This window comes from Nocardioides jishulii (assembly GCF_006007965.1).
GTDB lineage: Bacteria > Actinomycetota > Actinomycetes > Propionibacteriales > Nocardioidaceae > Nocardioides > Nocardioides jishulii.
Window position 1 is genome coordinate 2,152,018 of sequence record NZ_CP040748.1, and the last position, 23,272, is coordinate 2,175,289.

At 71.7% G+C, this 23,272-nt stretch carries 27 protein-coding genes; 14 read left to right on the top strand and 13 right to left on the bottom strand.

Features of this window, described 5'->3' with window-relative positions:
* Window positions 1–43: 43 nt before the first annotated feature.
* The 3 genes from FCL41_RS10135 to FCL41_RS10145 all read left to right on the top strand — a co-directional run bounded on the left by FCL41_RS10135 (window position 44) and on the right by FCL41_RS10145 (window position 2,050).
* A complete protein-coding gene (locus FCL41_RS10135) occupies window positions 44–742 on the top strand; it encodes an RsmD family RNA methyltransferase (protein WP_137065917.1) in 699 nt (232 codons plus the stop codon).
* Between the two features lie 82 nt (window positions 743–824).
* Window positions 825–1,823, top strand: a complete 999-nt coding sequence (locus FCL41_RS10140; protein WP_137065918.1) for an iron-containing redox enzyme family protein — start codon at window positions 825–827, stop codon at window positions 1,821–1,823.
* Complete coding sequence (locus FCL41_RS10145) at window positions 1,820–2,050, top strand: CDGSH iron-sulfur domain-containing protein (protein ID WP_137065919.1); 231 nt, start codon at window positions 1,820–1,822, stop codon at window positions 2,048–2,050. Before FCL41_RS10140 ends, FCL41_RS10145 begins: the two co-directional genes overlap by 4 nt.
* Here FCL41_RS10145 and FCL41_RS10150 read toward each other — a convergent pair.
* Together FCL41_RS10150 and FCL41_RS10155 are read right to left on the bottom strand one after the other, a co-directional pair.
* Window positions 2,040–2,717, bottom strand: a complete 678-nt coding sequence (locus tag FCL41_RS10150) for a hypothetical protein (protein ID WP_137065920.1) — start codon at window positions 2,715–2,717, stop codon at window positions 2,040–2,042. The genes FCL41_RS10145 and FCL41_RS10150 overlap by 11 nt on opposite strands.
* A 6-nt stretch (window positions 2,718–2,723) precedes the next feature.
* Window positions 2,724–5,003 carry a catalase gene (locus FCL41_RS10155; protein WP_239021604.1) on the bottom strand — a complete coding sequence of 760 codons (2,280 nt, stop codon included), beginning with the start codon at window positions 5,001–5,003 and terminating at the stop codon, window positions 2,724–2,726.
* A gap of 183 nt (window positions 5,004–5,186) precedes the next feature.
* Between FCL41_RS10155 and FCL41_RS10160 the strand changes: the two genes are divergently transcribed.
* Window positions 5,187–5,711: a cysteine hydrolase family protein gene (locus FCL41_RS10160; protein ID WP_137065921.1), complete on the top strand. Its 525-nt coding sequence runs from the start codon at window positions 5,187–5,189 to the stop codon at window positions 5,709–5,711.
* A 51-nt stretch (window positions 5,712–5,762) separates the two neighbouring features.
* Here FCL41_RS10160 and FCL41_RS10165 read toward each other — a convergent pair whose 3' ends face one another.
* Entirely contained in the window at window positions 5,763–6,140 is a 378-nt protein-coding gene (locus tag FCL41_RS10165) for a hypothetical protein (protein WP_137065922.1), read from the bottom strand.
* A gap of 70 nt (window positions 6,141–6,210) precedes the next feature.
* Between FCL41_RS10165 and FCL41_RS10170 the strand changes: the two genes are divergently transcribed.
* Both FCL41_RS10170 and FCL41_RS10175 read left to right on the top strand, forming a co-directional pair.
* A complete protein-coding gene (locus FCL41_RS10170; RefSeq protein WP_137065923.1) occupies window positions 6,211–6,849 on the top strand; it encodes a DNA-3-methyladenine glycosylase in 639 nt (212 codons plus the stop codon).
* A 43-nt stretch (window positions 6,850–6,892) separates the two neighbouring features.
* A complete protein-coding gene (locus tag FCL41_RS10175) occupies window positions 6,893–7,294 on the top strand; it encodes a VOC family protein (protein WP_137065924.1) in 402 nt (133 codons plus the stop codon).
* 18 nt (window positions 7,295–7,312) lie between these two features.
* Here the strand turns inward: FCL41_RS10175 and FCL41_RS10180 are convergent, their stop codons facing one another.
* Together FCL41_RS10180 and FCL41_RS10185 are read right to left on the bottom strand one after the other, a co-directional pair.
* The gene (locus tag FCL41_RS10180) at window positions 7,313–7,921 is read right to left on the bottom strand and encodes a phosphoribosylanthranilate isomerase (RefSeq protein ID WP_137065925.1); all 609 of its coding nucleotides are present in this window, start codon (window positions 7,919–7,921) and stop codon (window positions 7,313–7,315) included.
* Between the two features lie 81 nt (window positions 7,922–8,002).
* Window positions 8,003–10,381, bottom strand: coding sequence for a transketolase-like TK C-terminal-containing protein (locus tag FCL41_RS10185; RefSeq protein WP_137065926.1), 2,379 nt, complete (start codon window positions 10,379–10,381; stop codon window positions 8,003–8,005).
* A gap of 157 nt (window positions 10,382–10,538) precedes the next feature.
* On the opposite strand from FCL41_RS10185, the gene FCL41_RS10190 reads away from it, so the two are divergent.
* From FCL41_RS10190 to FCL41_RS10200, 3 genes are read left to right on the top strand one after another with little or no spacing between them, the layout of a single operon-like run.
* On the top strand, window positions 10,539–10,994 hold the full coding sequence (locus tag FCL41_RS10190; protein WP_212723127.1) for an Lrp/AsnC family transcriptional regulator: 456 nt from the start codon (window positions 10,539–10,541) through the stop codon (window positions 10,992–10,994).
* Window positions 10,995–11,051: 57 nt separating this feature from the next.
* Window positions 11,052–11,525: an NUDIX hydrolase gene (locus FCL41_RS10195; protein ID WP_137065928.1), complete on the top strand. Its 474-nt coding sequence runs from the start codon at window positions 11,052–11,054 to the stop codon at window positions 11,523–11,525.
* Between the two features lie 41 nt (window positions 11,526–11,566).
* A complete protein-coding gene (locus FCL41_RS10200; protein ID WP_137065929.1) occupies window positions 11,567–12,034 on the top strand; it encodes a DUF6328 family protein in 468 nt (155 codons plus the stop codon).
* Between the two features lie 27 nt (window positions 12,035–12,061).
* Here FCL41_RS10200 and FCL41_RS10205 read toward each other — a convergent pair whose 3' ends face one another.
* Window positions 12,062–13,063 (bottom strand): DNA topoisomerase IB, encoded by a 1,002-nt coding sequence (locus tag FCL41_RS10205; RefSeq protein WP_137065930.1) that lies wholly within the window; start codon window positions 13,061–13,063, stop codon window positions 12,062–12,064.
* A 182-nt stretch (window positions 13,064–13,245) separates the two neighbouring features.
* Here FCL41_RS10205 and FCL41_RS10210 point away from each other — a divergent pair, with 182 nt between their 5' ends.
* Together FCL41_RS10210 and FCL41_RS10215 are read left to right on the top strand one after the other, a co-directional pair.
* Window positions 13,246–13,809 carry a hypothetical protein gene (locus FCL41_RS10210; protein WP_212723128.1) on the top strand — a complete coding sequence of 188 codons (564 nt, stop codon included), beginning with the start codon at window positions 13,246–13,248 and terminating at the stop codon, window positions 13,807–13,809.
* Complete coding sequence (locus FCL41_RS10215) at window positions 13,806–14,576, top strand: glycosyltransferase family 2 protein (protein WP_212723129.1); 771 nt, start codon at window positions 13,806–13,808, stop codon at window positions 14,574–14,576. Before FCL41_RS10210 ends, FCL41_RS10215 begins: the two co-directional genes overlap by 4 nt.
* On the opposite strand, the gene FCL41_RS10220 is transcribed toward FCL41_RS10215, so the two are convergent.
* From FCL41_RS10220 to idi, 6 genes are read right to left on the bottom strand one after another with little or no spacing between them, the layout of a single operon-like run.
* Window positions 14,542–15,438 (bottom strand): prenyltransferase, encoded by an 897-nt coding sequence (locus tag FCL41_RS10220; protein ID WP_137065931.1) that lies wholly within the window; start codon window positions 15,436–15,438, stop codon window positions 14,542–14,544. The two genes, FCL41_RS10215 and FCL41_RS10220, sit on opposite strands and share 35 nt — an antisense overlap.
* On the bottom strand, window positions 15,435–15,749 hold the full coding sequence (locus FCL41_RS10225) for a lycopene cyclase domain-containing protein (protein WP_137065932.1): 315 nt from the start codon (window positions 15,747–15,749) through the stop codon (window positions 15,435–15,437). Before FCL41_RS10225 ends, FCL41_RS10220 begins: the two co-directional genes overlap by 4 nt.
* On the bottom strand, window positions 15,746–16,084 hold the full coding sequence (locus FCL41_RS10230; protein ID WP_137065933.1) for a lycopene cyclase domain-containing protein: 339 nt from the start codon (window positions 16,082–16,084) through the stop codon (window positions 15,746–15,748). The genes FCL41_RS10225 and FCL41_RS10230 overlap by 4 nt, the downstream gene beginning before the upstream one ends.
* Entirely contained in the window at window positions 16,081–17,673 is a 1,593-nt protein-coding gene (gene crtI, locus FCL41_RS17060; protein ID WP_170970255.1) for a phytoene desaturase family protein, read from the bottom strand. The genes FCL41_RS10230 and crtI overlap by 4 nt, the downstream gene beginning before the upstream one ends.
* Window positions 17,670–18,536: a phytoene/squalene synthase family protein gene (locus tag FCL41_RS17065; RefSeq protein ID WP_170970256.1), complete on the bottom strand. Its 867-nt coding sequence runs from the start codon at window positions 18,534–18,536 to the stop codon at window positions 17,670–17,672. The genes crtI and FCL41_RS17065 overlap by 4 nt, the downstream gene beginning before the upstream one ends.
* Window positions 18,537–18,549: 13 nt before the next feature.
* Window positions 18,550–19,170 carry an isopentenyl-diphosphate Delta-isomerase gene (gene idi, locus FCL41_RS10240; RefSeq protein ID WP_137065934.1) on the bottom strand — a complete coding sequence of 207 codons (621 nt, stop codon included), beginning with the start codon at window positions 19,168–19,170 and terminating at the stop codon, window positions 18,550–18,552.
* Window positions 19,171–19,318: 148 nt separating this feature from the next.
* Between idi and FCL41_RS10245 the strand changes: the two genes are divergently transcribed.
* Window positions 19,319–19,540, top strand: a complete 222-nt coding sequence (locus FCL41_RS10245) for a hypothetical protein (RefSeq protein WP_137065935.1) — start codon at window positions 19,319–19,321, stop codon at window positions 19,538–19,540.
* 18 nt (window positions 19,541–19,558) lie between these two features.
* On the opposite strand, the gene FCL41_RS10250 is transcribed toward FCL41_RS10245, so the two are convergent.
* Window positions 19,559–20,614, bottom strand: coding sequence for an asparaginase (locus FCL41_RS10250; protein ID WP_137065936.1), 1,056 nt, complete (start codon window positions 20,612–20,614; stop codon window positions 19,559–19,561).
* Window positions 20,615–20,756: 142 nt separating this feature from the next.
* Here FCL41_RS10250 and FCL41_RS10255 point away from each other — a divergent pair, with 142 nt between their 5' ends.
* Window positions 20,757–21,677 carry an oxygenase MpaB family protein gene (locus FCL41_RS10255; protein WP_137065937.1) on the top strand — a complete coding sequence of 307 codons (921 nt, stop codon included), beginning with the start codon at window positions 20,757–20,759 and terminating at the stop codon, window positions 21,675–21,677.
* A gap of 38 nt (window positions 21,678–21,715) precedes the next feature.
* Entirely contained in the window at window positions 21,716–22,843 is a 1,128-nt protein-coding gene (locus FCL41_RS10260) for a GTPase family protein (RefSeq protein WP_137065938.1), read from the top strand.
* The last annotated feature ends 429 nt before the right edge of the window (window positions 22,844–23,272 follow it).

A 23,272-nucleotide genomic window follows, 5' to 3' on the forward strand; every position in this document is an offset into this window, starting at 1 on the left:
CGGGCGGGGGTAGGAAAGAGGTTCCTTCGATCTTGGAGTGACCATGCCGCTGCGCCACGACGTGTGCCCTGCGTCGACCTCCCCGGACGCCGTCGAGACGACCGCGACCCCGACGTCGACCATCGACTTCGGGCCGCTGAGGATCTCCTACGACGGCCGGGTGCTCACTCCCCGCCCGTGGACGCAGATCCAGTCGTCCTGGGCTGCGGAGCTGCTCTCCCACCTCCCCGAAGGACCTGTGCTGGAGATCTGCACCGGCGCCGGCCACATCGGACTGCTCGCGCTGTCGATGACCGACCGACGCGGTGTGCTGGTCGACGCCGACCCCGTGGCCGCCCAGTACGCCCGCTCCAACGCCGAGACTGCCGGCCTGGCTGACCGGGTGGAGGTCCGCACGGCCCTCGCGCACGAGGCCGTGGGGCGGGACGAGACCTTCCCCCTGGCCATCGTCGACCCGCCCTGGGTGTCCTCGCAGGAGGTCTCCCGCTTTCCCGAGGACCCGCTGCTCGCCATCGACGGGGGTGCAGACGGTCTGGCCGTCGCCCGCGAGTGCCTGCACGCCGTCGATGCCTGCCTCCACGACGACGGCGCAGTCCTGCTCCAGCTGGGCAACCTCACCCAGGTCGCCGCGCTGGAGGAGTGGCTCGAGCAGGCCGGTCCCCCGCACCTGCGGGTCACCGAGCTCCGGGCGTACGAGGACCGCGGCGTGGTCGTGCTGCTCCGACGCCCCGAACACCCCTGAACCGTGCCGCGAGGCGCCTGCGCAGAGCGCCCGGCAGCTGTCGCTCCACCCTCCCACCTACCGTTGCCACGAGGAGCACCACATGAAGACACCCCGTCCGTGCGGGCCGCTGAGCACCTGGGTCAGCCTCACCCTCACCGGGGGTGACCCAGGAGAGATGCCCGAGGTCACGTCGCACGACCCCCTGCTCGACCTCGACTTCCAGCTCGCGCTCTGGACCCTCTACGAGCTGCACTACTCCGGCTTCGACGACGCCGACGACGCGTGGGAGTGGGACCCCACACTGCTGACCTTCCGCGCCTCTCTCGAGAAGCCGTTCGAGGAGGCACTGCGCACACTCTCCGCCCCGTTGGTGCCCGCCACCCTCAGCGTGGCTCCGACCACGAGCGACGCGATGGTCGAACTGCTCATGTCGATGATCGACGGCGCCCCCAGCTCCGGCCTGGCCCAGCACGTCCAGCGCCGGGCGGACCTCGAGCAGTTCACGCACTTCATGCGGCTGCGCAGCATCTACCACCTCAAGGAGTCCGACCCGCAGACGTTCGTGGTCGCCCGGCTCCCCGGGGACGTCAAGGTCGCCGTCTCCGAGCTGCAGTACGACGAGTTCGGTGCCGGACGTCCCGAGATGCTGCACCAGACGCTCTTCGCCGAGGCCCTCGAGGCGTGCGGACTCGACGCCACCTACGGCGCCTACCTGCCGGACGCCGACGCGTCGACCCTCGCGGTCAACAACACGATGTCGCTCTTCGCGCTGCACCGCCGGCTGCGCGGTGCCAGCATCGGCCACCTCGCGGCGTTCGAGGCGACCAGCAGCGTCCCCTGCCGACGGATCGCTGGCGGCATCCGCCGGCTCGGGCTACCCGACGCGGCGGCCGCCTACTACGACGAGCACGTGGAGGCCGACGCGGTCCACGAGCAGCTCGCCCTGCGCGACATCTGTGGTCGTGCGGTCACGCTCGAGCCGGCGCTGGCGCCCGACGTCGTGTTCGGTGCCGCCGCCTGCCTCGCCGTCGACCACCTCTCCGGCCTGCAGCTGATGCGCGCCTGGGGCCTGGACCTGGATGCGGAGGGAGCGGCATGAGTGCGGACGAGGACGTGCGTACGACCGTGTGCCCCGACGGGCCGATGCTGGTGCGTGGGGCCTCGTCCTGGCCCGACGACAACGGTGAGCTGCACCCCGTACGTCGTCCGGTCGTCGCGGTGTGCCGCTGTGAACGGTCGCAGCTCGCGCCGTGGTGCGACGGGACCCACAAGGCACTCCCCCGCGGATGGGACACCGAGGGCAAGGGGCGCCCGGTCAAGAAGTGAGCAGAGGACGAGCGTCCTCTCCCCTGCTGGTCCGCGCCCGGGCATAGGCCGGGGCCCGGAGCAGCGCCCACAGCGGGGGCACGCCCAGTCCCGTCGGCGGCAGGAGGACAGGGTCGAAGGACGGCTCCTCGTCCGAGCGCCGCACGAGTTCCAGGTGCCCGAACTCCACCCACCGGCCGAGGCCACGGGCGTACGAGAGGGTGTAGTCGCGCGACTGCTCGAAGCCGTCGTCGGGCACGGCACGCAGCACGACGGGCCCCACGGGCGTCTCGTAGGGCAACAACGTGGTGAGGCCGCTGCGTCGCGCCGCGATCGTCGGCAGCAGCACGAAACGGCCCAGGGGGCTCGCCCCCGTCGTGGCGAAGAGCACGTCTCCGGGGCCCTGGTCGCGCAGGCGTAGCGCCAGTCCGGCCAGGTCCCAGGTCAGTGAGGGCAGGCCGATGGCAGCGGAGAGCCGGGCGAGGACGTCGTCCTCGCCCGGCTCGTCCAACCACGCGACGCCCGTGCGGCGCCCGGTCGTCCCACCGCTGCGCGTGACCCGACCCTCCCAGACCTCACCCCGCGGGTGCAGGGGCTTGGCCCTGCTCCGCAGCGACGCCAGACCGGCGGTGGCACCCGCCAAGGCACCACCACCGACCCGGCTCAGCCCGAGGACCAGGTCACGCATCGACGCTCAGGCCACGGTCGGCGGGAACCGGTGCCACACGCGGTGCTGCGACAGCAGCGTCTGCAACTCCGTGAAGAGCGAGGCGGGGTCGTCCGCCCGTACGACGCCGGGCGTGGCCTCGCCCGGGTCGGCCTCGTTGAGCGCAGCGACGCCGGCACCGAAGGCACCGATCGCCTTGGCGTGGCGCCAGCACTCCTCGATCATCAGCGAGACCCGCGGGTCCAGGGCTCCCGAGCCCGTGGCGCCGGCCTTGGCGTCGCGCGCCGGGATGGCGTCGGGCGCCGGCACCGGGGCCGCGGCCAGGACCAGCGCGTCGAACTCGACCGAGCGCGCCGTGGCGAAGGTCCGCTGGGCGGTCGCGCCGGCCACCTGACCTCCGTGCGGGGCCACGACGAGCGGCACCATGCCGGCCCCGAAGACCGCCTCGCGCAGGGTCTGCAGCTCACCGGGATCAGTGGTGTCGTCGACGACGATCCCGATCATCCGACCATCGGCGGGCCAGGTGCCCCCCACCTGTGAGAGCGCCGCACTCGGCACGACGTCAGCCAGCGGCTCGGTCGGCTCCGGCGCGGGAAGGCCCAGTCCGGTGGCCACCTCCTGGCAGAGGACGGGGTCGATCTGGGCAAGGGCCTGGAGCTGACGTTCCTTGATCGCGTCCTCGTAGCACTTGCCGAGCTCGAACGTGTACGCCCGGATGATGTGCTCCTTCTCGACCGGAGACATGCTCAGCCAGAAGAGACGTGCCTGAGTGAAGTGGTCGTCGAAGGACGTGGGATTCTCGCGCACCTTCGTCGACTCGGGCACGCGGACCGGGGTGTCGGCGAAGGCGCCCTCCAGGGTCCCGGCCAGGAACGGACATCCGCCGTCGAGCGAGTTGGGCTTGTAGGGCGCAACCCCCTCGTGGTCCGCGTGCTGGTGGAAACCCTCGCGGAACATGTCATTGACGGGCGCGTGCGGGCGGTTGATCGGGATCTGGTTGAAGTTCGGGCCGCCGAGGCGGGTGAGCTGGGTGTCGATGTAGGAGAAGAGCCGTGTCTGGAGCAGCGGGTCGTCGGTCACGTCGATGCCCGGAGGAAGGTTGCCGGGGTGGAAGGCGACCTGCTCGACCTCCGCGAAGAAGTTCTTCGGGTTGGCGTCGAGCGTGAGGCGACCGATCGGCTGGACCGGCGCCAGCTCCTCCGGAACCAGCTTCGTGGCGTCGAGCAGGTCGATGCCCTCGAACTGCTGCTCCTCGTTGTCGGGGAAGACCTGGATGCCGAGCTCCCACTGGGGGAAGGCTCCGGCCTCGATCGCGTCGTACAGGTCGCGACGGTGGAAGTCCGGGTCGACTCCGTTGATCAGCTGGGCCTCCTCCCAGTCGAGGGAGTGCGTGCCCAGCATCGGCTTCCAGTGGAACTTCACCAGCGTCGTGGCGCCCTCGGCGTTGACGAGCCGGAACGTGTTGACGCCGAAGCCCTCCATCATCCGGTAGGAGCGCGGGATGCCACGGTCCGACATGTTCCACAGCGCATGGTGCTGCGCCTCGGTGTGCAACGAGACGAAGTCCCAGAAGGTGTCGTGAGCGCTCTGGGCCTGCGGGATCTCCCGGTCGGGGTGGGGCTTGCCAGCGTGGATGACGTCGGGAAACTTGATGCCGTCCTGGATGAAGAAGACCGGGATGTTGTTGGCCACCAGGTCGAAGTTGCCCTCCTCGGTGTAGAACTTCGTCGCGAAGCCGCGGGTGTCACGGACGGTGTCCGCCGAGCCGCGGGAGCCGAGCACGGTCGAGAAGCGCGTGAAGACGGGGGTCCGCACGCCCTCGCCGAGGAACTTGGCAACCGTCAGCTCGGAGGCGGTGCCGTATCCCTCGAAGTAGCCGTGGACGGCGGCACCACGGGCGTGGACCACGCGCTCGGGGATGCGCTCGTGGTCGAAGTGGGTGATCTTCTCCCGCAGGTGGTGGTCCTGCAGCAGGGTCGGTCCACGCGGCCCCGCCTTCAGCGAGTGGTCGGTGTCGCGCAGGCGGGCACCCGTCGAGGTGGTCAGGTAGGCGCCCTGCTGGGCGCGTACGCGGTCGGGTGCCTCCGTCGGCGCACCGGTCGCGGTACGGGTCGCTGCACCGCGCTGGTCCGGCTTGGGCGGCAGCGGGTCGTGGGGCTCGGTGGGCTCCTCCACGGTGGGCGGCACCGCGTTGGGACGGCCTGGGACGACGTTGCCCTCCGACGTGGGATCGAGGGCGTCCTTCGCCTCTTTGAGCCCCTTACCGAGGGCCTCGGCGGTCTGGCTGGCGGCCTTGCTCATGTCCATGCTCTTCGTGCCTCCGTTGGGTGTCCGGGTGCTCGTCAGGGGGTGTCCCGAGTCGGGCTCTGAAGGTCAGCGGTACCCGCTCAGCCGGGCCGCAAACACCGCGCACGGGGGTGCTGCACCGTTCGCCAGGCTCGACAGGGCCCTGGGTGGCCGCCCCTTGAAAGGCCTGCTTGGCTGGGGCCCATGCAGGCCCTGATCCTCATCGACCTCCAGGAAGACTTCTTCGCGACCCCGGCCATGCGGCCGTTGCGGGCCGGCGTGGTGGAGTGCGTCCACCGGTGGGTCGCCTGGGCCCGCGAGCGATCATTCCCCGTCATCGAGGTGCGGACCGTCAATCCACCCGACCCGGACACGTGGGCCCTCAACATGCGCGACGACATGCAGCCGGTGGTGCTGGCCGGCACGGAGGGCGCGAAGCGTCTGCACGACCTCGACTTCGAGCCGGACGTGGTGGTGGAGAAGCGCCGTGACGACGCCTTCCACGACACGGAGCTGCGCGAGCTCCTCGCCGCCGAGTCCATCGACTCGGTGGTGCTGGCGGGGGTCTCGACCGAGGCGTGCATCCTGATGACGGCCGCGTCGGCCTACGCCAACGACATCCGCGTGGCCATCGCTCACGGTGCGGTGGCGGCCGCGGACGAGAAGGCGCACCACCTGGCACTCGACTGGCTGCGACAGCAGTACCGCCAGGAAGTCATCACGCCCTGACCTGTGCCAGCGCGGGGCTGGGATCAGTGCGCCGGGGTCAGTGCGCCGGGGTCAGTGCGCCTGGATGCCCGGCAGCGGTGGCTCGGCGATGCGCACGACGCCCACCACGCGGATGTGCGGCCCCAGCCACACCGTGCCGAGGTCGGTCCGCAGCACGGGGCGGCCTCGCTCCAGCCCGAACTCACCGGCGACCTCCCGCTCCCCCAGCCGGACGACGACCAGGGACCCGCGCGCGGCCCGGGCCATGGGTTCGTAGTGCAGGACCGTGCCGGGCGCCCAGCCCCAGCTGAGGAACTCGTCCCCCTGGACGGTGAGCACGCGTAGCTCCTCGCCTGCGCCGCGACGAGGGCGCGAGCGGCGTACGGGCTCGTCGGCCTCCTCCCACAGGGGCGCCTGACCCGGATCCACCCGCCTCGACTTCGAACGCACGTTCGACACCCTATCGGTGCGCGGCGCCCCGCGCAGCCACCGCTCGCCGAACGCCTGCTTGGATGGTCCGGTGCCCACCGTCGTCGATCTCTCCCGCCCCGCCCCGGAGGTCGCGCCAGGCCTCCTGGGCTGCCGGTTGACCAGCCACACCCCCGACGGCGACGTCACGCTGGTCCTCACCGAGGTGGAGGCCTACGAGGGTGCCGTCGACCCCGCCTCGCACGCCCACCGTGGCGAGACGCCGCGCAACAGCGTGATGTTCGGGCCGGCCGGCCACGCCTACGTCTACCGCTCGCACGGCATCCACTGGTGCCTCAACGTCGTCACCGGGCCGACCGGGACCGCCAGTGCGGTCCTGCTGCGCGCCGGACGCGTGGTCGACGGCGAGGACCTCGCACGTACGCGGCGCGGCGCCCACGTCGCGCTGCGCTCGCTGGCGCGCGGGCCGGGCAACCTCGGACGGGCGCTCGGGATCAGCGCCGCCGACAACGGGGCCGACCTGCTCTCCCCGGGCCACCTCTCCTCGGGCCACGGCCTGCACCTCTCCCTCACCGCCGACCCGGTGGAGGAGGTGGCCAAGGGTCCGCGCGTCGGCGTCAGCCTGGCCGCCGACGTGCCGTGGCGCTTCTGGCTCCCGGGTGAGCCCACCGTCTCGGCCTACCGCCGCTCGGTCCGGGCAATGCCCGCAGGTCCGTCCAGCGTCAGCTGACGAACCCCTTCCCGCGGAGGGCTGGCCGTCCTAGGGTCGAAGCATGAGCCTCGTCGTCCACTTCGAGATCCACGCCTCCGACCCGCAGCGCCTCATCGACTTCTACGGAGAGGTCTTCGGATGGACCTTCACCCGTTTCGGTGAGCAGCCATACTGGATCATCGACACGGGCGAGGGTTCCATCCGCCACGTGGACGTGCCCGGATTCGGGATCAACGGCGGCCTCGTCCAGCGTCCGGGCCCGGCGCCTGAGCCGGGCTCACCGGTCGTCGGCGCCAACCTCGTGGTCGGCACCGACGACGCCGACGCGGTGTACGCGAAGGCCCTCGCCGCGGGAGCCGTGGAAGCCATGCCGCTCGAAGACCAGGAGGGGGTCGGGCGCCTCGGTTACCTCATCGACCCCGACGGCAACCTCCTCGGGCTCATCGCTCCGAGCATGGACTGAACCCGGCGCCGAGGCCGTTCAGGCGGTGGCGACTGCCCGGGCGACGAAGTCGCGGATCAGCTCGACACCCTTCTCCCCCGGCGCGACCTCGACACCGCTGGAGACGTCGACGCCCCACGGGCGGACGGTGCGGATCGCTTCAGCCACGTTCGTGGGCGCAAGACCGCCGGCCACCAACCACTTGCCCTCCGGGGCTCGGTCGACCAGCTCGGACAGGTCCCAGCGTTCACCCGACCCGGGCCTGGGAGCATCGATCAGCAGCAGCTCCTCGCCGTAGGCCCCGACCTCCAACGAGGGATCCTCGTCGAGCGAGGTCGCCCGCCACACCCGCGGCACGATCGCCAGCGCGGCAGCGAAGTCGGCCTCGCCGTAGGCAGGGCCGTGCAGCTGCAGCACGTCGAAGCCCAGGCGCGAGGCGATCTCGGCCGCCTCGACGGCAGGCATGTCGTTGACCACGAGCACGGCGTCGGCCCGCCCCGTCACCGCGGCCACGACGGCCCGCGCCTCGTCCTCGGTGGCGCGACGAGAGCTCGTCGCGTTCATCACCACGCCGACGGCGTCGGCTCCGGCGTCGAGGGCGACGCGCGCATGCTCGGCCGTGCGGAGGCCACAGATCTTCACGTACACGCAGCCATCCTCCCACCGCGCTCCAGCCGACGGCGTCAGCGCCCGAGGAGTCCCAGCGCTAGCGCCCGAGAAGTCCCAGCGCTAGCGCCCGAGAAGTCCCAGCGCCGCGTCGACCACGGCGGCCGTGTCGATGCCGTGCAGCGCGTAGGCGTCCTCGAGGCTCGACGACTGTCCGAAGTCGCTGACGCCCAGGCACCTGATCCGGTCGCCTCGCACACCCGCCAGGTAGGACAGCGTGTGCGGGTGGCCGTCCATCACCGTCACGATCGGGGCGCGGTGCTGCTCGGGGAAGAGCACGTCGACGATGTCGTCGCCGTCGGTGGCCGAGCCGACGCTGCCACGCCGGTTGAACGACCGGAAGACCAGGTCGGGGCTGGTGAGGCAGACGACACCGGCCGTGATGCCCTGCTCGGCGAGGAGCTCGGCGGCCCGGACCACCTCCGGCATGATCGCGCCGACCCCGACCAGCGTGACCTGCTCAGCGGCAGGGTCGTGGGAGGTGAGGCGGTAGCCGCCGGCGACAGCGTGCTTGCGGCGCCGCTCCAGGAGCGCAGGGTCCTCGGGCAGGTGCGCCAGGTCCTGCGGCAGCGGGCGCGTGGTGAGGCGGAAGTAGGACGACGTACCTCCCTCGACGCCCACCCGGTCCATCGCGGCGAGCATCGTCCACTCCAGGTCCTGGGCGAAGGCGGGCTCCCACGCGATGCACTCGGGCTGCTCGAGGCCGATGGAGGGCGTGTAGATCGACTGGTGGGCGCCACCCTCGGGAGCCAGCGTCACCCCGCTCGGCGTGCCGATGATGATCGACTGGCCGCCGGAGTAGATGCCGTACGACCACGGCTCCAGCGCGCGCGGGATGAACGGGTCGTAGAGCGTCGCGATCGGGATCAGTCGCTCCCCCCACCGCGACCAGGTCGCGCCGAGCTCTCCCAGCAGGCAGACCAGGTTGACCTCGGCGATGCCCAGCTCGATGTGCTGGCCCTGCCTGCCCTCGGCCCACTTCAGCACCCGCTCGGCGTCGTCGGCGAACCAGTCCCGGCGGTCCTTGACCGACCAGACGCCGGTCTTGTTGATCCACCCGCCGAGGTTGGTGGAGGAGGCGACGTCCGGGCTGCAGGTGACGACGCGACCGGCCACCTCGGGCGCCTCACGCGTGAGGTCCGCCAGGAACCGGCCGAGCGCGGCCTGGGTCGAGATCGGCGCACGGTGGGCCCGCGACATGCCCGACGGCACGGAGATCGTCGGGGTCGGGGTCACCGGCTCGCGACGCAGCGCCTCGCCGCGCGTACGGCACAGCGCAGCGGCAGCGGAGTCGTCCGGGAGCGGGGCCCACGGGTCCGCCGGGTCGACGCCCGAGGCAGCCGCCAGCTCGAGCATCTGCTCCTCGCTGATCAGCGCCGAGTGGTTGTTGGGGTGTCCCTCGGTGGGAAGGCCGCGCCCCTTGACCGTGTAGGCGAAGACCACCGTCGGCCGGGTCGGGTCGACGGTGCGGTAGGCGTCGAGGAGCAGGCCGATGTCGTGGCCGCCCAGGTCGCGGATGGCGACGGCCAGCACGTCGGGGGTGATGTCGGCGAGCAGCTCACGCAGGCTGGACGAGCCGTCGTCGCCCAGGATGCGGTCGGCGATCTGGTCCGCCGGCACCCGGAGCATCCGCTGGTACTCCTCGTTGGGCATCTCCTCCAGCCGGGTGCGCAGCTCGTCGCCGCCCGGGCGCTCGAAGAGGCGCGAGATCGTGGAGCCCCACTTGAGCGTGATGACCTGCCACCCGGCTGCCTCGAACATGCCGCGCAGGCGGTGGGTCTGCACGTCGGGCACCACGCGGTCGAGCGACTGGCGGTTGAGGTCGACGATCCACAGCAGCTCACCCAGGCAGGCCACGGCGGGGTCGGCGACGGCCTCCCAGATCGCGCCCTCGTCGAGCTCGGCGTCACCCAGCAGCGAGATGAAGCGGCCGGCCGGAGGGGTCTGCGGGAAGCGGGACTTCACGTAGCGGTGAGACATGGCGGCCCAGAGCGCAGCAGTGGGGCCGATGCCCACCGAGCCGGTCGAGAAGTCGACCGTGTCGGGGTCCTTGCGGCGGCTCGGGTAGGACTGGAGGCCACCCTTGGCCCGCAGGGTGGTGAGGTACTTCGGGTCCAGGTCGCCCAGCAGGTGGTTGATCGCGTGCAGCGCCGGCGAGGCGTGCGGCTTCACCGAGACCCGGTCGTGACGGTCCAGCTCGGCGAACCAGAGCGAGACCATGATGTCGATCATCGAGGCGCTGGAGGCCTGGTGACCGCCGACCTTGACCCCGGAGGTGTTCTCCCGTCCGCGGTTGGCCTCGTTGATCATCGCCGACGAGAGCCACAGCACGCGCTGGGAGATCTCCCGGAGGACGGCAAGGTCGGCCGGCGTGGCGCCGGCCGTCACACCGGAGGCGGGCAGGTCAGGCGTCTCAACAGGGGGGTGGGCGTCCACGGACATGGGGGTCTCCGTCTCTCGGGCTGCAGCAGGGACAGGATCGAACGTTCCCCGACGGAACACAACTAAGTGGCGCGAAACACCGCCAGAAGGGCGCATTCCGCCCCCTTTCACGGCCGTTGGCGCACGGAACTCTCGCCCGGGTACTAGTTTCATGTCCATGCCAGTCGCCGAGCTCGATGCCACGGACCGCCAGATCCTCGACCTGCTCATCGAGGACGGACGGCGCAGCGTCCGTGAGATCGCCGACCTCGTGGGCCTCTCCCCCAGCCCGGTCCGCCGGCGCATCGAGCGGCTAGAGAACCAGGGCGTGATCGTGGGCTACACCGCGGTCGTCGACGAGAGCCGCCTGGGCAACACCTTCGAGGCCTTCGCCGAACTGCGCTTCGCCGGCAACACCGAGGTCTCCGAGATCACCGCGTCGGCCAAGGACATCCCCGAGGTGATCGCCATCTACACGGTGGCCGGCGACCCGGACGCCATCGTGCACTTCAAGGTCTCCAACCTGCGCCACCTGCACTCGCTCATCGACCTGATCCGCCGCGACGGTCACGTGATCGGCACCAAGACCCTGATGGTGCTCGACTCGTGGCAACGTGGGACTCCCTCGCCCTGACCGTCCCACGGTCTGACCGCCGGTCCGTCGGCGGTCCCCACTCCAACGGAGGCCGCCATGCCCGTACGCAGCGCCGGACTCCTGGTCCACCGCACCGGCGAGCAAGGACTCGAGGTGCTCCTCGTGCATCCCGGCGGCCCGTTCTGGGCGCGCAAGGATGCCGGGGTGTGGTCGATCCCGAAGGGCGAGTACCTCGAGGACGAGGAACCGCTCGCCGCGGCCCGTCGCGAGTTCGCCGAGGAGGTCGGCCAGCCTGCCCCCGCGGGTGACGTCGTCGACCTCGGTGCCCTCCGGCAGCCGAGCGGCAAGGTCGTGCAGGCGTACGCGGTCGAGGGCGACGTCGACCTGACCGACTTCCGCAGCAACACCTTCGAGCTCGAGTGGCCGCGGGGATCGGGCCGCGTCCAGCACTTCCCCGAGGTCGACCGTGCCGCCTGGGTCGGGGTGGAGCGCGCCCGTGAGCTGCTGCTCCGCGGGCAGGTCCCCTTCCTCGACGCCTTGGTGGAACGGATGCGCCCGGACCCGACCTGACGCCTGCGCGTGGCCAGAACCCATCGGGGTACCGGTCGGGGATGGTCGAGGACAGGCGTGAAGAGACGGCTGCGGAGCGGGCGGACCGCAACTGGACGGACCTCCTGCAGGAGGTCCGCGTCCTGCAGACCGGGGTGCAGCTGCTGAGCGGCTTCCTGCTCACCCTGCCGTTCATGCCGCGGTTCGACCGCCTCGACGACGTCCAGGTCGCTCTCTACCTCACCCTCGTCGTGCTGGCGGCGGCCACGACCCTCGTCCTCCTGGGCGCCGTGGCCCTGCACCGGCGCTTCTTCCAGGAACAGCGCAAGGAGTCCCTGGTCCAGGTCGGCCACCGGCTGGCGCAGGTGGCGCTCGCGCTGGGGGCGGCGCTCGCGCTCGGGGCGACCGTCTTCGTCCTCGACGTGGTGCTCACCCGCGCCGTCGCCGCCTGGGTGGGGGCGAGCATGGTCGCGATCGGGGTGGGCGCGTGGGCGCTCCTCACACACGCGGTCCTCACCGCGCCCGACTGATCCCTGTGCCGCAGACCGGTCGTCGGCTCACTCCTCGCCGTCGAGCAGCCGCAGCACGGCCAGCTCGAGGCGTCGGGAGCGCTCCTGGCCCTCCAGCTGCGCCCTGGCCACGGCGCGCTTCACGGTGCGTCCCTCGTCGTAGGCGTCGACCACGCGCGGGTCGACGTAGGAGGTCCGCGCCTGGGTGGGCGTGTTGCCCAGGAGGCTCGAGGCCTCCTCCCACGTGCGGGTCAGGGCCGCGCTCCGCTCCTTCTTGGTCGTCGCAGGCCCCTCGTCCCCCAGGACGGCGGCGGCGATGACGGTCGCGTGCCACGTCCTGAAGTCCTTGGCCGTGGCGTCGACGCCCGTGGTGCGGCGGATGTAGTCGTTGACGACCTCGGAGGTGAGCGGTGCCCACGTCGGCCCTGCACGGGAGACGAGGAGGCAGAGCCCTTCGTCGCGCCGTCGCCGCATCGTGCCGAGCGCCGCGACCAGGTCAGCGTCCGCGAGCTCGACGTGGTGCTCCACGCCGGACTTGCCGATGAAGTCGAAGTGCAGCACGCCCCGCTTCTGCCTGACGTGGCTGCGCTCGAGCGTGGTGAGCCCGAAGCTGCCGTACGTGTCGGCGTAGACGTCGTTGCCGACCCGGAAGCAGCCGAGGTCCAGGAGGCGGAAGGCGACGGCGCAGGCCCGGTCGGCCGGCATGCCGGAGAGCGCCAGGTCACGGGCGACCCGTCCGCGCGCACGGCCCAGGGCAGCGCCCAGCTCCTGGCAGCGCTCGAACTTCTCTGCGTCCTTCTTCTCCCGCCAGGCCGGGTGGTAGAGGTACTGGAGGCGTCCGGCGTCGTCGGTGCCGACGGCCTGGAGGTGGCCGCGGGGGTCGGGGCAGATCCACACGTCGGTCCACGCCGGCGGGATCGCCAGGTCACGGACACGCTGACGCTCCTCCTCCGGCAGCGGACGGCCGTCCTGGTCCAGCAGGGCGAAGCCCTTGCCGGCCCGACGTCGGGTCCACCCGGGGCTCTCCCGCGAGACGTGCCTCAGTCGCATCCGCCCACTCCTGTCGCTCGGCACGGGGGGCCCGGCGTCGTCGCCCGACCTCACCCGCTTGCTGCACACCGTTCCCACTGGCCGCCCCGCCGACACACCAGCCCTGCACGCAGCAGGCTGTGTCGCCGACGTGCCGGCCGGCGCGCGCACCATGCCGCGGGAGGGCTGGGTACCCTCACCACATGGCGTTGATCGTGACCGACACGCTCCGTCTCGGAGCGGTGGTCTGCCTCGTGCCCGCGGTCGCCCTCGACGGCGCCATCGGCGGAGCGCTGATGTTCCTCGTGCTCGGGGGCTGCATGGTCCCGCGGCTGCTGGGCACCTCGCTCACGGTCGACGCCCTGCACTGCACAGTCCTGCTCGTCGCCGCATGGGCGGCCCTCCTGGACTGGTACGTCGCCGTCCCGTGGCTCGACCTCGTCGTGCACGCGATGGCCACCGGTCTCCTCGCGGTCATGGTGTGGCACCTCCTCCACGACCTCGGGGTGCTGAGCCACGGCACCGGCGCCGTGGCGGTCCGGGTCGAGGCGCTGGCCGGCATCACCTCCATGGGCGCCCTGCTGGCCCTGCTCTGGGAGATCGGTGAGTGGCTCGGCCACACCTACCTCGACCCCGCGATCCAGGTCGGCTACGACGACACCGTCACCGACCTGCTCGCCGGGGTCGTGGGGGCCTTCCTGGCGGGCGTGGCGGCCCGACGCCACGTGGCTGTCGAGGCGCCCGCGTCGGTCGAGGCGGGCAGGTGAACCCCCGCCTGCCCACGCCCGACTCGCAGCGGGTCTCGGTGGTCATCCCGGTGCTGGACGACGCCGTCGAGCTGCGTGAGTGCCTGGCCCTGCTGGCCCGCCAGGAGACCCCTCCCCTCGAGGTGGTCGTGGTCGACAACGGCTGCTCCGACAACTCCGTCGAGGTGGCCCTGGCGGCCGGTGCCCGGGTCGTACGCGAGGAACGGCGCGGGATTCCACGCGCAGCCGCCGCCGGCTACGACGCCGCGCGCGGCGGGATCGTCGCCCGCCTCGACGCCGACTCCCGCCCCGCACCCGACTGGACGACCCGCCTCTCGAGAGCCATGGCCGACGAGACCGTCGACGCGGTCACCGGCCCGGGACGCTTCCACGACGTCGCCTGGCCCGTGCGCGCGCTCGCCGGACTGGTCTACCTCGGCGCCTACTACGCGCTCACCACGCTGGCGACGGCCAACACGCCTCTGTGGGGCTCCTCGATGGCGATCCGCCGCTCCTCGTGGCAACGGGTTCGCGACCAGGTCCACCTCGACGCCGACGTCCACGACGACATGGACCTCTCGTTCGCCCTCGGTCCACGCGCGACGATCCGGTACGTCCACGGCCTCGGGGTGGGGGTCTCCGGACGTTCCTTGGTGGGGCTCCCCCAGCTGCGCCGCCGGATGGACCGCGCCTTCACGACCCTGCGCCTCAACTGGGCCATCTCCCCGCCGTGGGAGCGCTGGCAGCGCAGGCTCAGCCCAGGGCGTGCAGGATCAACACCTGGGTGACGAAGAACCCGGTGACGAAGTTGAGCACCAGGAAGCGACGCCACCCGCGGTTCGCCCGCTCGCAGTCGGAGTCGCTGATCCCCAGGTAGGGGACGAGGTTGGCGGCGTACGGCAGCACCAGCACGGCCGTCAGCCAGCCCGGCCAGGGCACGGCGAGCAGGACGACACCGCCGAGCAGGTAGAGGACCAGCGCGACCCACGTGGTGGCACGGGCCCCCAGGACGGTGCCGATCGAGCCGATGCCGGCCTCGCGGTCGGCGCGGACGTCCTGCACGGCTCCGAACGCGTGCGACGCCATGCCCCACAGGAAGAACCCGCCCAGGGCTGCCCAGACGCCCAGGGGCCAGGAGGAGAAGTCCCCGAACGTGCCGCCCCGCTCGCCGGCGAGCACGAGGCCGTAGAGGGCGGGTGAGACGAAGTGGGTGCTGGAGGTGACCGAGTCGAGGAAGGGCCGCTCCTTGAAGCGCAGCACCGGGGCCGAGTAGGCGACGACCGCGACCAGGCTGAGTGCCAGCACGCTCGCTCCGGCCCACGAGCCGAGGGCCAGCAGGGCCAGCACGAAGGGCGTGCTGGAGCCGAGCGCGGCCAGGATGGTCGCGCGGTGCAGCCCACGGTCCAGGACGACGCCCTCGGCGCCGCCCTTGCGTGGGTTGCGCAGGTCGGACTCGTAGTCGAAGACGTCGTTGAGGCCGTACATCAACAGGTTGTAGGGCACCAGGAAGAAGAGGCAGCCGACCCAGAAGGCGACGTCGAGGCGGCCCCCAGCGACCAGGTAGGCGGCTCCGAACGGGAAGGCCGTGTTGACCCACGACAGCGGGCGCGAGGAACCGAGGACTGTGCCGATCCGCGAGCGCGTGCTCACCGCGGCTTCCGCTCGTCGCCGGCGAGCAGCAGGACCACCGCGGGCACCACCAGCACGGCCGCGACCGGCCACGCGAAGTCCTCCACCGGCGCCAGTCCGACGAACCAGCCGACGAGCCGGTCCTCGTCGAACCGGAAGAGGTCGGCGGCGATCATGACCGAGTCGAAGACCGCCGTGAGCACGACGAGCGAGGCCAGGGTGAGCCCGGTGGCCAGCCACCACCGACGACCGGGACGCCGCCACACCACCGCGACCAGCATCAACGGCACGCAGAGGGCGACGAAGACCGCCGCCAGACCGAGATAGGTCATCGGGACGCCTCCCGGTCGGTGTCCCGATGCGTCAGCACCCGGGTGAAGAGGCCGTGGAGGACCCCGGTGATGTAGCAGAGGAAGGTGATGAAGAAGAGCTCCTCCAGCGGGAGGTGCGGAGCCACGTCGACGCCGGACATCGCCGGCGAGGCGCCCTTGCTGTAGACGGCGATCTCGATGGCCACCAGGTCCCACGCCAGGAAGAGCACGAAGCCCACCACCACGGCGATGATCGCCACGCGCGGGCGGTCGAAGAGGAAGAGGCGCCACCGCCGGTCCACGAGACCCATGCACACCATCGACACCACGATGCTGGCCAGGTAGAGCCAACTCAACTCGCTGCCTCCTTCAGGATCGGCGCGGCCACCCGGCCGGTGGACGTGTCTCCCCGCAGCCGCTTGAGCACGAGCTCGGCGCTGATCAGGCACATCGGCAGGCCGATGCCGGGGATGGTGCTGGAGCCGGCGTAGAGCAGCCCGTCGACCTTGGTCGAGGCGTTGCCGGCGCGGAAGAAGGCGCTCTGCTTCAGCACGTGGCCCGGCCCGAGGGCACCCCCCGACCAGGCGTTGAGGTCGGCCGCGAAGTCGGCCGGTCCCACGGTGCGGCGCACCACGATCCGGTCGACGAGGTCGGGCATGCCGGCCCACTCGGCCATCTGGGCGATCGCCGCATCGGCGACCTGCTCGACCCGGGGGTCACCGGCGCCGTCGACGCCGCCATGCCCGAGGGTGACGTCCGCCGGCACCGGCACCAGCACGAAGAGGTTCTCGTGGCCCTCGGGAGCCACCGACGGATCGGTGGCCGACGGTCGGCAGACGTAGGCCGACGCCGGCTCCGGGACGCGTCGGGCGGTGAAGACGTCGTCGAAGTTCGCGGCCCAGTCACGGGTGAAGAACAACGTGTGGTGCGCCAGCTCCGGCAGCTCGCCGCGCACCCCGAGCAGCGCCAGGACCGCCCCCGGACCGGGGTCGCGCCGCGACCACCAGCTCTCGGGATAGGTCTGCAGCGGCGGAGGCAGCAGCTGCGTCTCCAGGTGGTGCAGGTCGCAGGCGCCGACCACGACGTCAGCCTCGACGACGTGCTCGTCGCCCGACGCGTCGCGGTGCCTCACGCCGCGTACGGTCGCCCGGGCGCCGCGGCGCGCCGGCGGGTCGGTGAGCACGGCCGTGACCTCGGCGTCGGTGTGCAGCACGGCACCCGCCTCGCGGGCCAGGTCGGCGACCGCGTCCACCAGGGTCGAGAAGCCGCCCTGGGGGTAGAGCACCCCATCGGCCAGGTCCATCCGGCTCATCAGGTGGTAGAGCGCCGGCACCCGGTCGGGCGAGGAGCCGAGGAAGACCGCCGGGTAACCCAGGACCTGACGGATCCGGGGATCGGTGAAGCGGGCCGCGACGAACGACTCCAGCGACCGCAGGAGGAGTGGGGCCAGACGCCTGCCCTTCAGCAGTACCTGGCGGCTGACGAGAGAGCTGAACTCCTCGAAGCTGGTGTAGAGGAAGTGGTCGACCGCCATGGCGTACGCCTCGTCGGCAGAGGCGAGGTAGTCCTCCAGGGCGCGGCCGGCCCCGGGCTCGAGTGCCTCGAAGCGGGCGACGTTCTCCGCCCGCGAGGCGCTCACCTCGAACGGCTCGGAGCGTCCCTCGAAGAGCACGCGGTAGCCGGGGTCCAGCAGACGCAGGTCGAGCTGCTCGGCAGCGCTGGTGCCCATCAGGGCGAAGAAGTGGTCGAAGACGTCGGGCATCAGGTACCACGACGGGCCGGTGTCGAAGCGGAATCCGTCGACGCTCCAGGACCCGGCCCGACCGCCCAGCTCCGAGCCGCGTTCGAGGAGCTGGACGCTCCAGCCGTCCTGGGCCAGGAGGGCGGCGGTCGCGAGTCCGGCGATGCCGCCACCGACCACGCAGACCGTGCCGCGGGCCGTCACGCGCCGCCCCTGGCCACGGCCCGAGCGATGATCTGGGCCTTGCGTGAGGCAGGCACCCGCACCCGTTGCTCACGGATCACCGACGGAGGGGTGCGTCGTAGACGCTGCGCCAACTCGGCGAAGAGGGCGTGGGCGGCGGCCACGGCCCTCCGACTGCTGACGGGCAGCTCTTGCACCGCCCTGGCGGCCACGGCCAGGTCGGCCTCGATGTCGTCGAGGAGCCGGTCGCGGTCGCGCGCGTCGAAGTGGGCGACGTCGAAGTCGGGGAAGTAGGAGCGCCCGAGGTCGTGATGGTCCTCGGCCAGGTCACGCAGGAAGTTGACCTTCTGGAAGGCAGCGCCCAGACGACGCGCACCGTGGCACAGCTGCTCGTAGCGCGCGGGCGGGTCGGGCTCGTCGACGACGAAGGCCCTCAGGCACATCAGGCCGACGACCTCGGCGGACCCGTAGACGTACTCGTCGAAGCTGGCCGCGTCGTGCTCGGCCCGCTCCAGGTCCATCCGCATCGAGGCGAAGAAGGGGTCCACGAGGTCCACGCCGATGCCGCAGTGACGGGCGGTCCGGGCGAACGCGTGGACGACGAGGTTGGCGCTGTGGCCGGTCCGCAGGGCGGCGTGGACGTCGTCGTGCATCACGGTCAGCAGCGCTGACTGGTGGGCGGCGTCACCGCCGGGCCGCGGGGCGTCGACGAGCTCGTCCGCCACCCTCACCATCGCGTAGACGTTGCGTACGTGGGGGCGGACGTCACCAGCCAGCAGGCGCGACGCCAGGCCGAACGACGTGGAGTAGCGCCGGATCACGAGGTCGGCGACGGCGTCCGCGACGGCGTCGTACATCTCGTAGGGGGCTGGCTCCTGCTTCATGCGACCTCCTGCGTCATGCGCGCTCCGCCGCTCGGGCGTGACCGGCCAACGTCTCCCACCCGCCGTTGGCCTCCATGGCCACTGCCTGCTCACGCATCCACGGGCTCAGCGCCCACGGCGAGACCCGGAGCGCCGAGAGGACGTCGTCGAGCGGCACCCACGCGTGCTCCATCACCTCGTCCGGGTGGGGGTCGACCTCACCCACCACCCGGGCTGCGACGACCGGACAGACCTCGTTCTCCACGACACCGCTGGCGTCCACCGCCCGGTAGGCGAAGTCGGGGACCAGCGGCACCACGTCGCTGATCGCGACCCGCAGCTCGCGCTGCGCGTGCCGGGCCAGCGCGTCGTCGAACGCCTCCCCGGGGCGCGGGTGGCCGCAGAAGGAGTTGGTCCACACGCCCGGCCACGAGCGCTTCGTCAGGGCACGGCGGGTCAGCAGCAGACGACCCGCCTCGTCGAGCAGCCAGCACGAGAACGCCAGGTGCAGAGGCGTGTCGGTGCCGTGGACGTCCTCACGTGGCGCCGTCCCGCACGGCTGCCCGGCGTCGTCCAGCAGGACGACCAGGTCGTCCGTCCCCTCGGAGGACGACTCAGGACCGGGTGGGAAGGGCTCGGAGGTCTTGCCTGGCACGGTTGTCTCCCGTACTCGGTGGAGTGGACGTCACAGGAGTGTGCCACGCCCCACCACGGACGCGCGACGACCGTCCGTGCGGCTGGTCTCGAGCCTCGGCCCGACGCACACTGGAGCCAGCACACGCGACAGCACGAGGAGGGAACCCATGTCCGAGCAGACGCCCGACCCCACGGTGACCAATCCCCTGGTGGACCCCACGCTCCCCGATCCGGAGGCTCCGGACCCCGAGGCACCGGCGCACCTCGATCCGGACGTGGAGACGCAGGCCCACACCGGCGACCTCGACCCGGAGGCCGTGGTCGACGAGACCGAGCAGCCCGACGTGGTCAGTGACGACCCGGAAGCGCCCGATCCCAACGCGGGCTGAGACCTCTCCCCTCTCCGACTACCAGCCGCCGCCGATCTGGCTGACCAGGTCGGCGGCGGTGGCGCGGTCATGGCCCGCTGCCAGCGCCAGCACCAACGCCAGGCGCGCCTTGGCGCCGTCGAGCCGGCCCACGCCGACGAGGCCCCGTGAGAGCAGGTCGATCTCGGCCCCCGGGTAGCCGTAGGTGCGGGAGAGGACCTCTCCGGCTCCGGTGCGCGAGGCCAGCAGCACCGGCGTGCGCTCGGCGAGGCGTGCCAGGACGGGCACCAGGGCCCGCGGCACGTGGCCGCCCCCGACGCCCTCCACGACGACGCCGTCGAACGACGCCGCCTCGACCGCCTCGAGGAGGTGGGCGTCCTCGCCCAGGCCCACGCGTACGAGCGCCACGCGCGGGAGCGTCGTTCCCGCGTTGAGCGACTTCACCGCGTCGAGCTCCCGCCAGGGCGCGGAGCGGACCGGTCGCGTCACGATGCCCACCCGGCCCTCACTCACCCAGCCCAACGGGCCCGCTCCCGGCGAGGTGAAGGCAGCGGGGTTGCTGGCGTGCGTCTTGCGCACGAGCCGGGCGGCGTGGATCTCGGCGTTGAGGCAGACCACGACCCCGAGGTCACGAGCCGCGTCGGAGGCCGCCACCTGCACCGCCGCGAGCAGGTTCGCCGGTCCGTCGGCGCCGGGGCTGTCGGGGGTACGCAGCGCGCCCGTGAAGACGACCGGCTCGGGGCGGTCCCACAGCAGGTCGACGACGAAGGCCGCCTCCTCGAGGGTGTCGGTGCCCTGGGTGACGACGACGCCCTGCGCGCCGGCCTCCACGGCAGCCTGCAACCGACCCACGAGGCCGACCAGGTCCCGGACCGTCACCTCGCACGACGGCACCTGGAGCACCTGGGTCGCGCGCACCTCGGCGACTCCTGCCAGCTGGGGCACGGAGGCCAGCAGGTCGTCGGCGCCGACGGCGGGGAGGGCTCCCTCCTCCTCATAGGCGGGCACGGAGGCGATGGTGCCGCCGAGGGCGAAGAGGTCGATCCTCGGGAGCGCCGTCACGGCGTCGCCCACGGTCGGTCGGTGCTGGTTCATCTGTTCCTCACTGTCGGGCTGCCCCTCGCAGCCCCTCACCCTCCCCCGGTGCCCCCACCACGTCAATCCGGCGGGCGCGGGGACGTGAACCTGCGTTCACATGTCCCTCGCCAACCGTCTCGCCTGCGCCTACGGTGACTCCATGAGACGGGACCACTGGAAGCGGCGCAACGACATGCTCGACCCGCACCGCGACTTCGTCGAGATCTACCGCAACGTCGTCATGCACGAGTTTCCCTGGGACATGGAGCAGGCGCTCAGCTTCGCGCTCTTCCGGACCTACGCGGTGCCCGGCATCGGCCGACTGCTCGCGGCGACGGGGGCCTTCACCGAGCAGACCCAGAAGCGTTACGACGACACCGTCCTGCTCCTCGAGCCGCCGACCCGGCTGGGATTCGACCACCCCGAGGCGCGGGCGGCGATCCGTCGGGTCAACCAGATGCACCGCTCCTACGACATCCCCCAGCACGAGCTCCGCTACGTGCTCAGCACCTTCGTGGTCGTCCCGAAGCGGTGGCTCGACCGCTACGGCAAGCGTCCACTGTCGCCCCACGAGGTGATCGCGTCGGTGGAGTACTACAGCGAGCTCGCCCGGCACATGGGCATCAGCGACGCGCCGGCCACGTACGCCGCCTTCGAGGAGCTGCTCGACGACTACGAGGCCGAGCACTTCGCCTACGACCCCGGCGGTCGCGCCGTGGCCGACTCGACCCTGGCCCTGATGGCCACCTTCCAGCCGAAGCCGGTGCAGCGCCTGATGGACACCTTCGGACGTTGCTTCATGGAGCCCGACCTGCTCGCGGCGTTCCGGTACGACGCCCCGCCCGGCCCCGTGGTCACCGCCGCTCGCGCCGGACTGCGCCTGCGCGGGCGAGCACTGCGCGCCTTCCCCGCCCGACGGCACCCGGTCACCGCCCAGGACAAGGCCCACATCCGCAGCTGTCCCGACGGTGCACCGGTCACCGAGCTCGGGACCTTCCCGGTGCCCGGCGAGGCGGGGTGCCCGGTGCGCCACGCCCCGGGCACGGGTCGAACCGGACCAGGCGTCACCGCGGCCGGATAGTGTCCTGAGCACGATCCCCGCAGGCGAGGTGCGTGACGATGGACAAGATCAGTGAGGCATGGGTCAAGCGGACCCTGGCCGACCGGCGGGCCGAGCACGCAGATGAGGTGGGGCGCTTCAACCTTGCGCTCTTCGGCAAGACCGGGGTCGGCAAGAGCACGCTGGTCAACGCCGTCTTCGGCAGCCAGGTGGCGGAGACCGGCGTGGGTCGGCCGGTCACCAAGGGGCACCACCTCTACCTGTACGCGGGTGACACCCTCGGCCTCTACGACACCCAGGGGCTCGAGCTGGGTCGCGACGACGAGACGCTCTTCAGGGAGGTCCGCGAGCTCGTCTCCTCGCTGCGACGCAAGCCGGTGCGGGAACAGATCCACGTCGCCTGGTACTGCGTCCGTGCCCGCGACGGACGCTTCGAGGACTCCGAGGCCCGCTTCGTCCAGCTCCTCAACGAGCTCGGCCTCCCCGTGGTCCTGGTCCTCACCCAGGTGCCGAGCCGCGACGGGCGTCCTGCGGCACGGGCCGAGGAGCTGGCGGAGCACATCCACCGTCTCGGCCTGAGGCTGGTCGGCGACCGGGTCTTCTTCACCATGGCCGAGGACGATGACTTCGACGGGCCGGCGCACGGCCTCCAGGAGGTGTTGGACGCGACCTTTCGCGTCACTCCCGATGCAGCCCGGGAGGCCCTCGCGAGTGCTCAGACGATCGACTTCGCGCTCAAGCGGAAGCAGGCCCGGACCTACGTGGCTGCCGCGACGAGCTCGGCGGCCGTGACGGCCGCGAGCCCGATCCCCTTCTCCGACGCGGCACTGCTGGTGCCGTTGCAGCTGGGCATGCTCGCCAAGATCGCCCACCTCTACGGCGTCTCGGTGGAGCGGTCGACCGCCCTGGCGCTCGCCTCCACAGCGGCGGCCACGACCGCCGGTCGCAGCGCCGCGGGCAACCTGCTCAAGTTCATCCCCGGCGCCAACGTCGCCGGGGGCGTCCTCAACGCCTCCGTCGCCTCGACGTTGACCCTGGCCATGGGCGAGGCCTGGATCCAGGTCTGCGACCTGATCGCGCGTGGCGCCGTACGTCCCGAGCTGCTGCGGGACACCACAGCGCTGCGGGAGCTGTTCATGACGGCCTTCAAGGAACAGGCGACCAAGGCCGTACGCCGCAGCGCGTGACACCACGACGCGCCGCAACCGGACGCATACCCAGTTTGATAGAGGGCATGTGCTATAGCGCACAGCGTCCCCAATATTGTGTAGGGCGGGTCGGCGATGCACTCTGGAAGCCAAGGCAGGAACACCTCTGCTGAAGTCCTCGTCGCAACTGGCGGGGCCACCCGGACCGCGCCGAAGCTCGACACGTCGCCGGGGTGACTCGAAACGCAAGGATCGAGTGGTGTCGAGCACGGCTGACCCAGCTGCACTGCCGCCCTTCGGGGGCGGCTCGGGGTGAAGGCGAGAGATCGCCCGGGCACGGCAAGCCCGAATCCGACAGGTCATCAGCCGTAGGCGCGTGCCGGAGACCCCACCCATGCGACAGAACATGTCGTTCTTCAGTGGTGCGCTCATCAGCACCCTCATCGCGGCGTCCTTCGCCGCTTCCCC

Coding starts and splice junctions, on each gene's coding strand:
- FCL41_RS10135 (WP_137065917.1), top strand. CDS start 44: ATGCCGCTGCGCCACGACGTGTGCCCTGCGTCGACCTCCCCGGACGCC.
- FCL41_RS10140 (WP_137065918.1), top strand. CDS start 825: ATGAAGACACCCCGTCCGTGCGGGCCGCTGAGCACCTGGGTCAGCCTC.
- FCL41_RS10145 (WP_137065919.1), top strand. CDS start 1,820: ATGAGTGCGGACGAGGACGTGCGTACGACCGTGTGCCCCGACGGGCCG.
- FCL41_RS10150 (WP_137065920.1), bottom strand. CDS start 2,717: ATGCGTGACCTGGTCCTCGGGCTGAGCCGGGTCGGTGGTGGTGCCTTG.
- FCL41_RS10155 (WP_239021604.1), bottom strand. CDS start 5,003: ATGGACATGAGCAAGGCCGCCAGCCAGACCGCCGAGGCCCTCGGTAAG.
- FCL41_RS10160 (WP_137065921.1), top strand. CDS start 5,187: ATGCAGGCCCTGATCCTCATCGACCTCCAGGAAGACTTCTTCGCGACC.
- FCL41_RS10175 (WP_137065924.1), top strand. CDS start 6,893: ATGAGCCTCGTCGTCCACTTCGAGATCCACGCCTCCGACCCGCAGCGC.
- FCL41_RS10185 (WP_137065926.1), bottom strand. CDS start 10,381: ATGTCCGTGGACGCCCACCCCCCTGTTGAGACGCCTGACCTGCCCGCC.
- FCL41_RS10190 (WP_212723127.1), top strand. CDS start 10,539: ATGCCAGTCGCCGAGCTCGATGCCACGGACCGCCAGATCCTCGACCTG.
- FCL41_RS10195 (WP_137065928.1), top strand. CDS start 11,052: ATGCCCGTACGCAGCGCCGGACTCCTGGTCCACCGCACCGGCGAGCAA.
- FCL41_RS10200 (WP_137065929.1), top strand. CDS start 11,567: ATGGTCGAGGACAGGCGTGAAGAGACGGCTGCGGAGCGGGCGGACCGC.
- FCL41_RS10205 (WP_137065930.1), bottom strand. CDS start 13,063: ATGCGACTGAGGCACGTCTCGCGGGAGAGCCCCGGGTGGACCCGACGT.
- FCL41_RS10210 (WP_212723128.1), top strand. CDS start 13,246: ATGGCGTTGATCGTGACCGACACGCTCCGTCTCGGAGCGGTGGTCTGC.
- FCL41_RS10225 (WP_137065932.1), bottom strand. CDS start 15,749: ATGACCTATCTCGGTCTGGCGGCGGTCTTCGTCGCCCTCTGCGTGCCG.
- FCL41_RS17065 (WP_170970256.1), bottom strand. CDS start 18,536: ATGAAGCAGGAGCCAGCCCCCTACGAGATGTACGACGCCGTCGCGGAC.
- FCL41_RS10245 (WP_137065935.1), top strand. CDS start 19,319: ATGTCCGAGCAGACGCCCGACCCCACGGTGACCAATCCCCTGGTGGAC.
- FCL41_RS10250 (WP_137065936.1), bottom strand. CDS start 20,614: ATGAACCAGCACCGACCGACCGTGGGCGACGCCGTGACGGCGCTCCCG.
- FCL41_RS10255 (WP_137065937.1), top strand. CDS start 20,757: ATGAGACGGGACCACTGGAAGCGGCGCAACGACATGCTCGACCCGCAC.
- FCL41_RS10260 (WP_137065938.1), top strand. CDS start 21,716: ATGGACAAGATCAGTGAGGCATGGGTCAAGCGGACCCTGGCCGACCGG.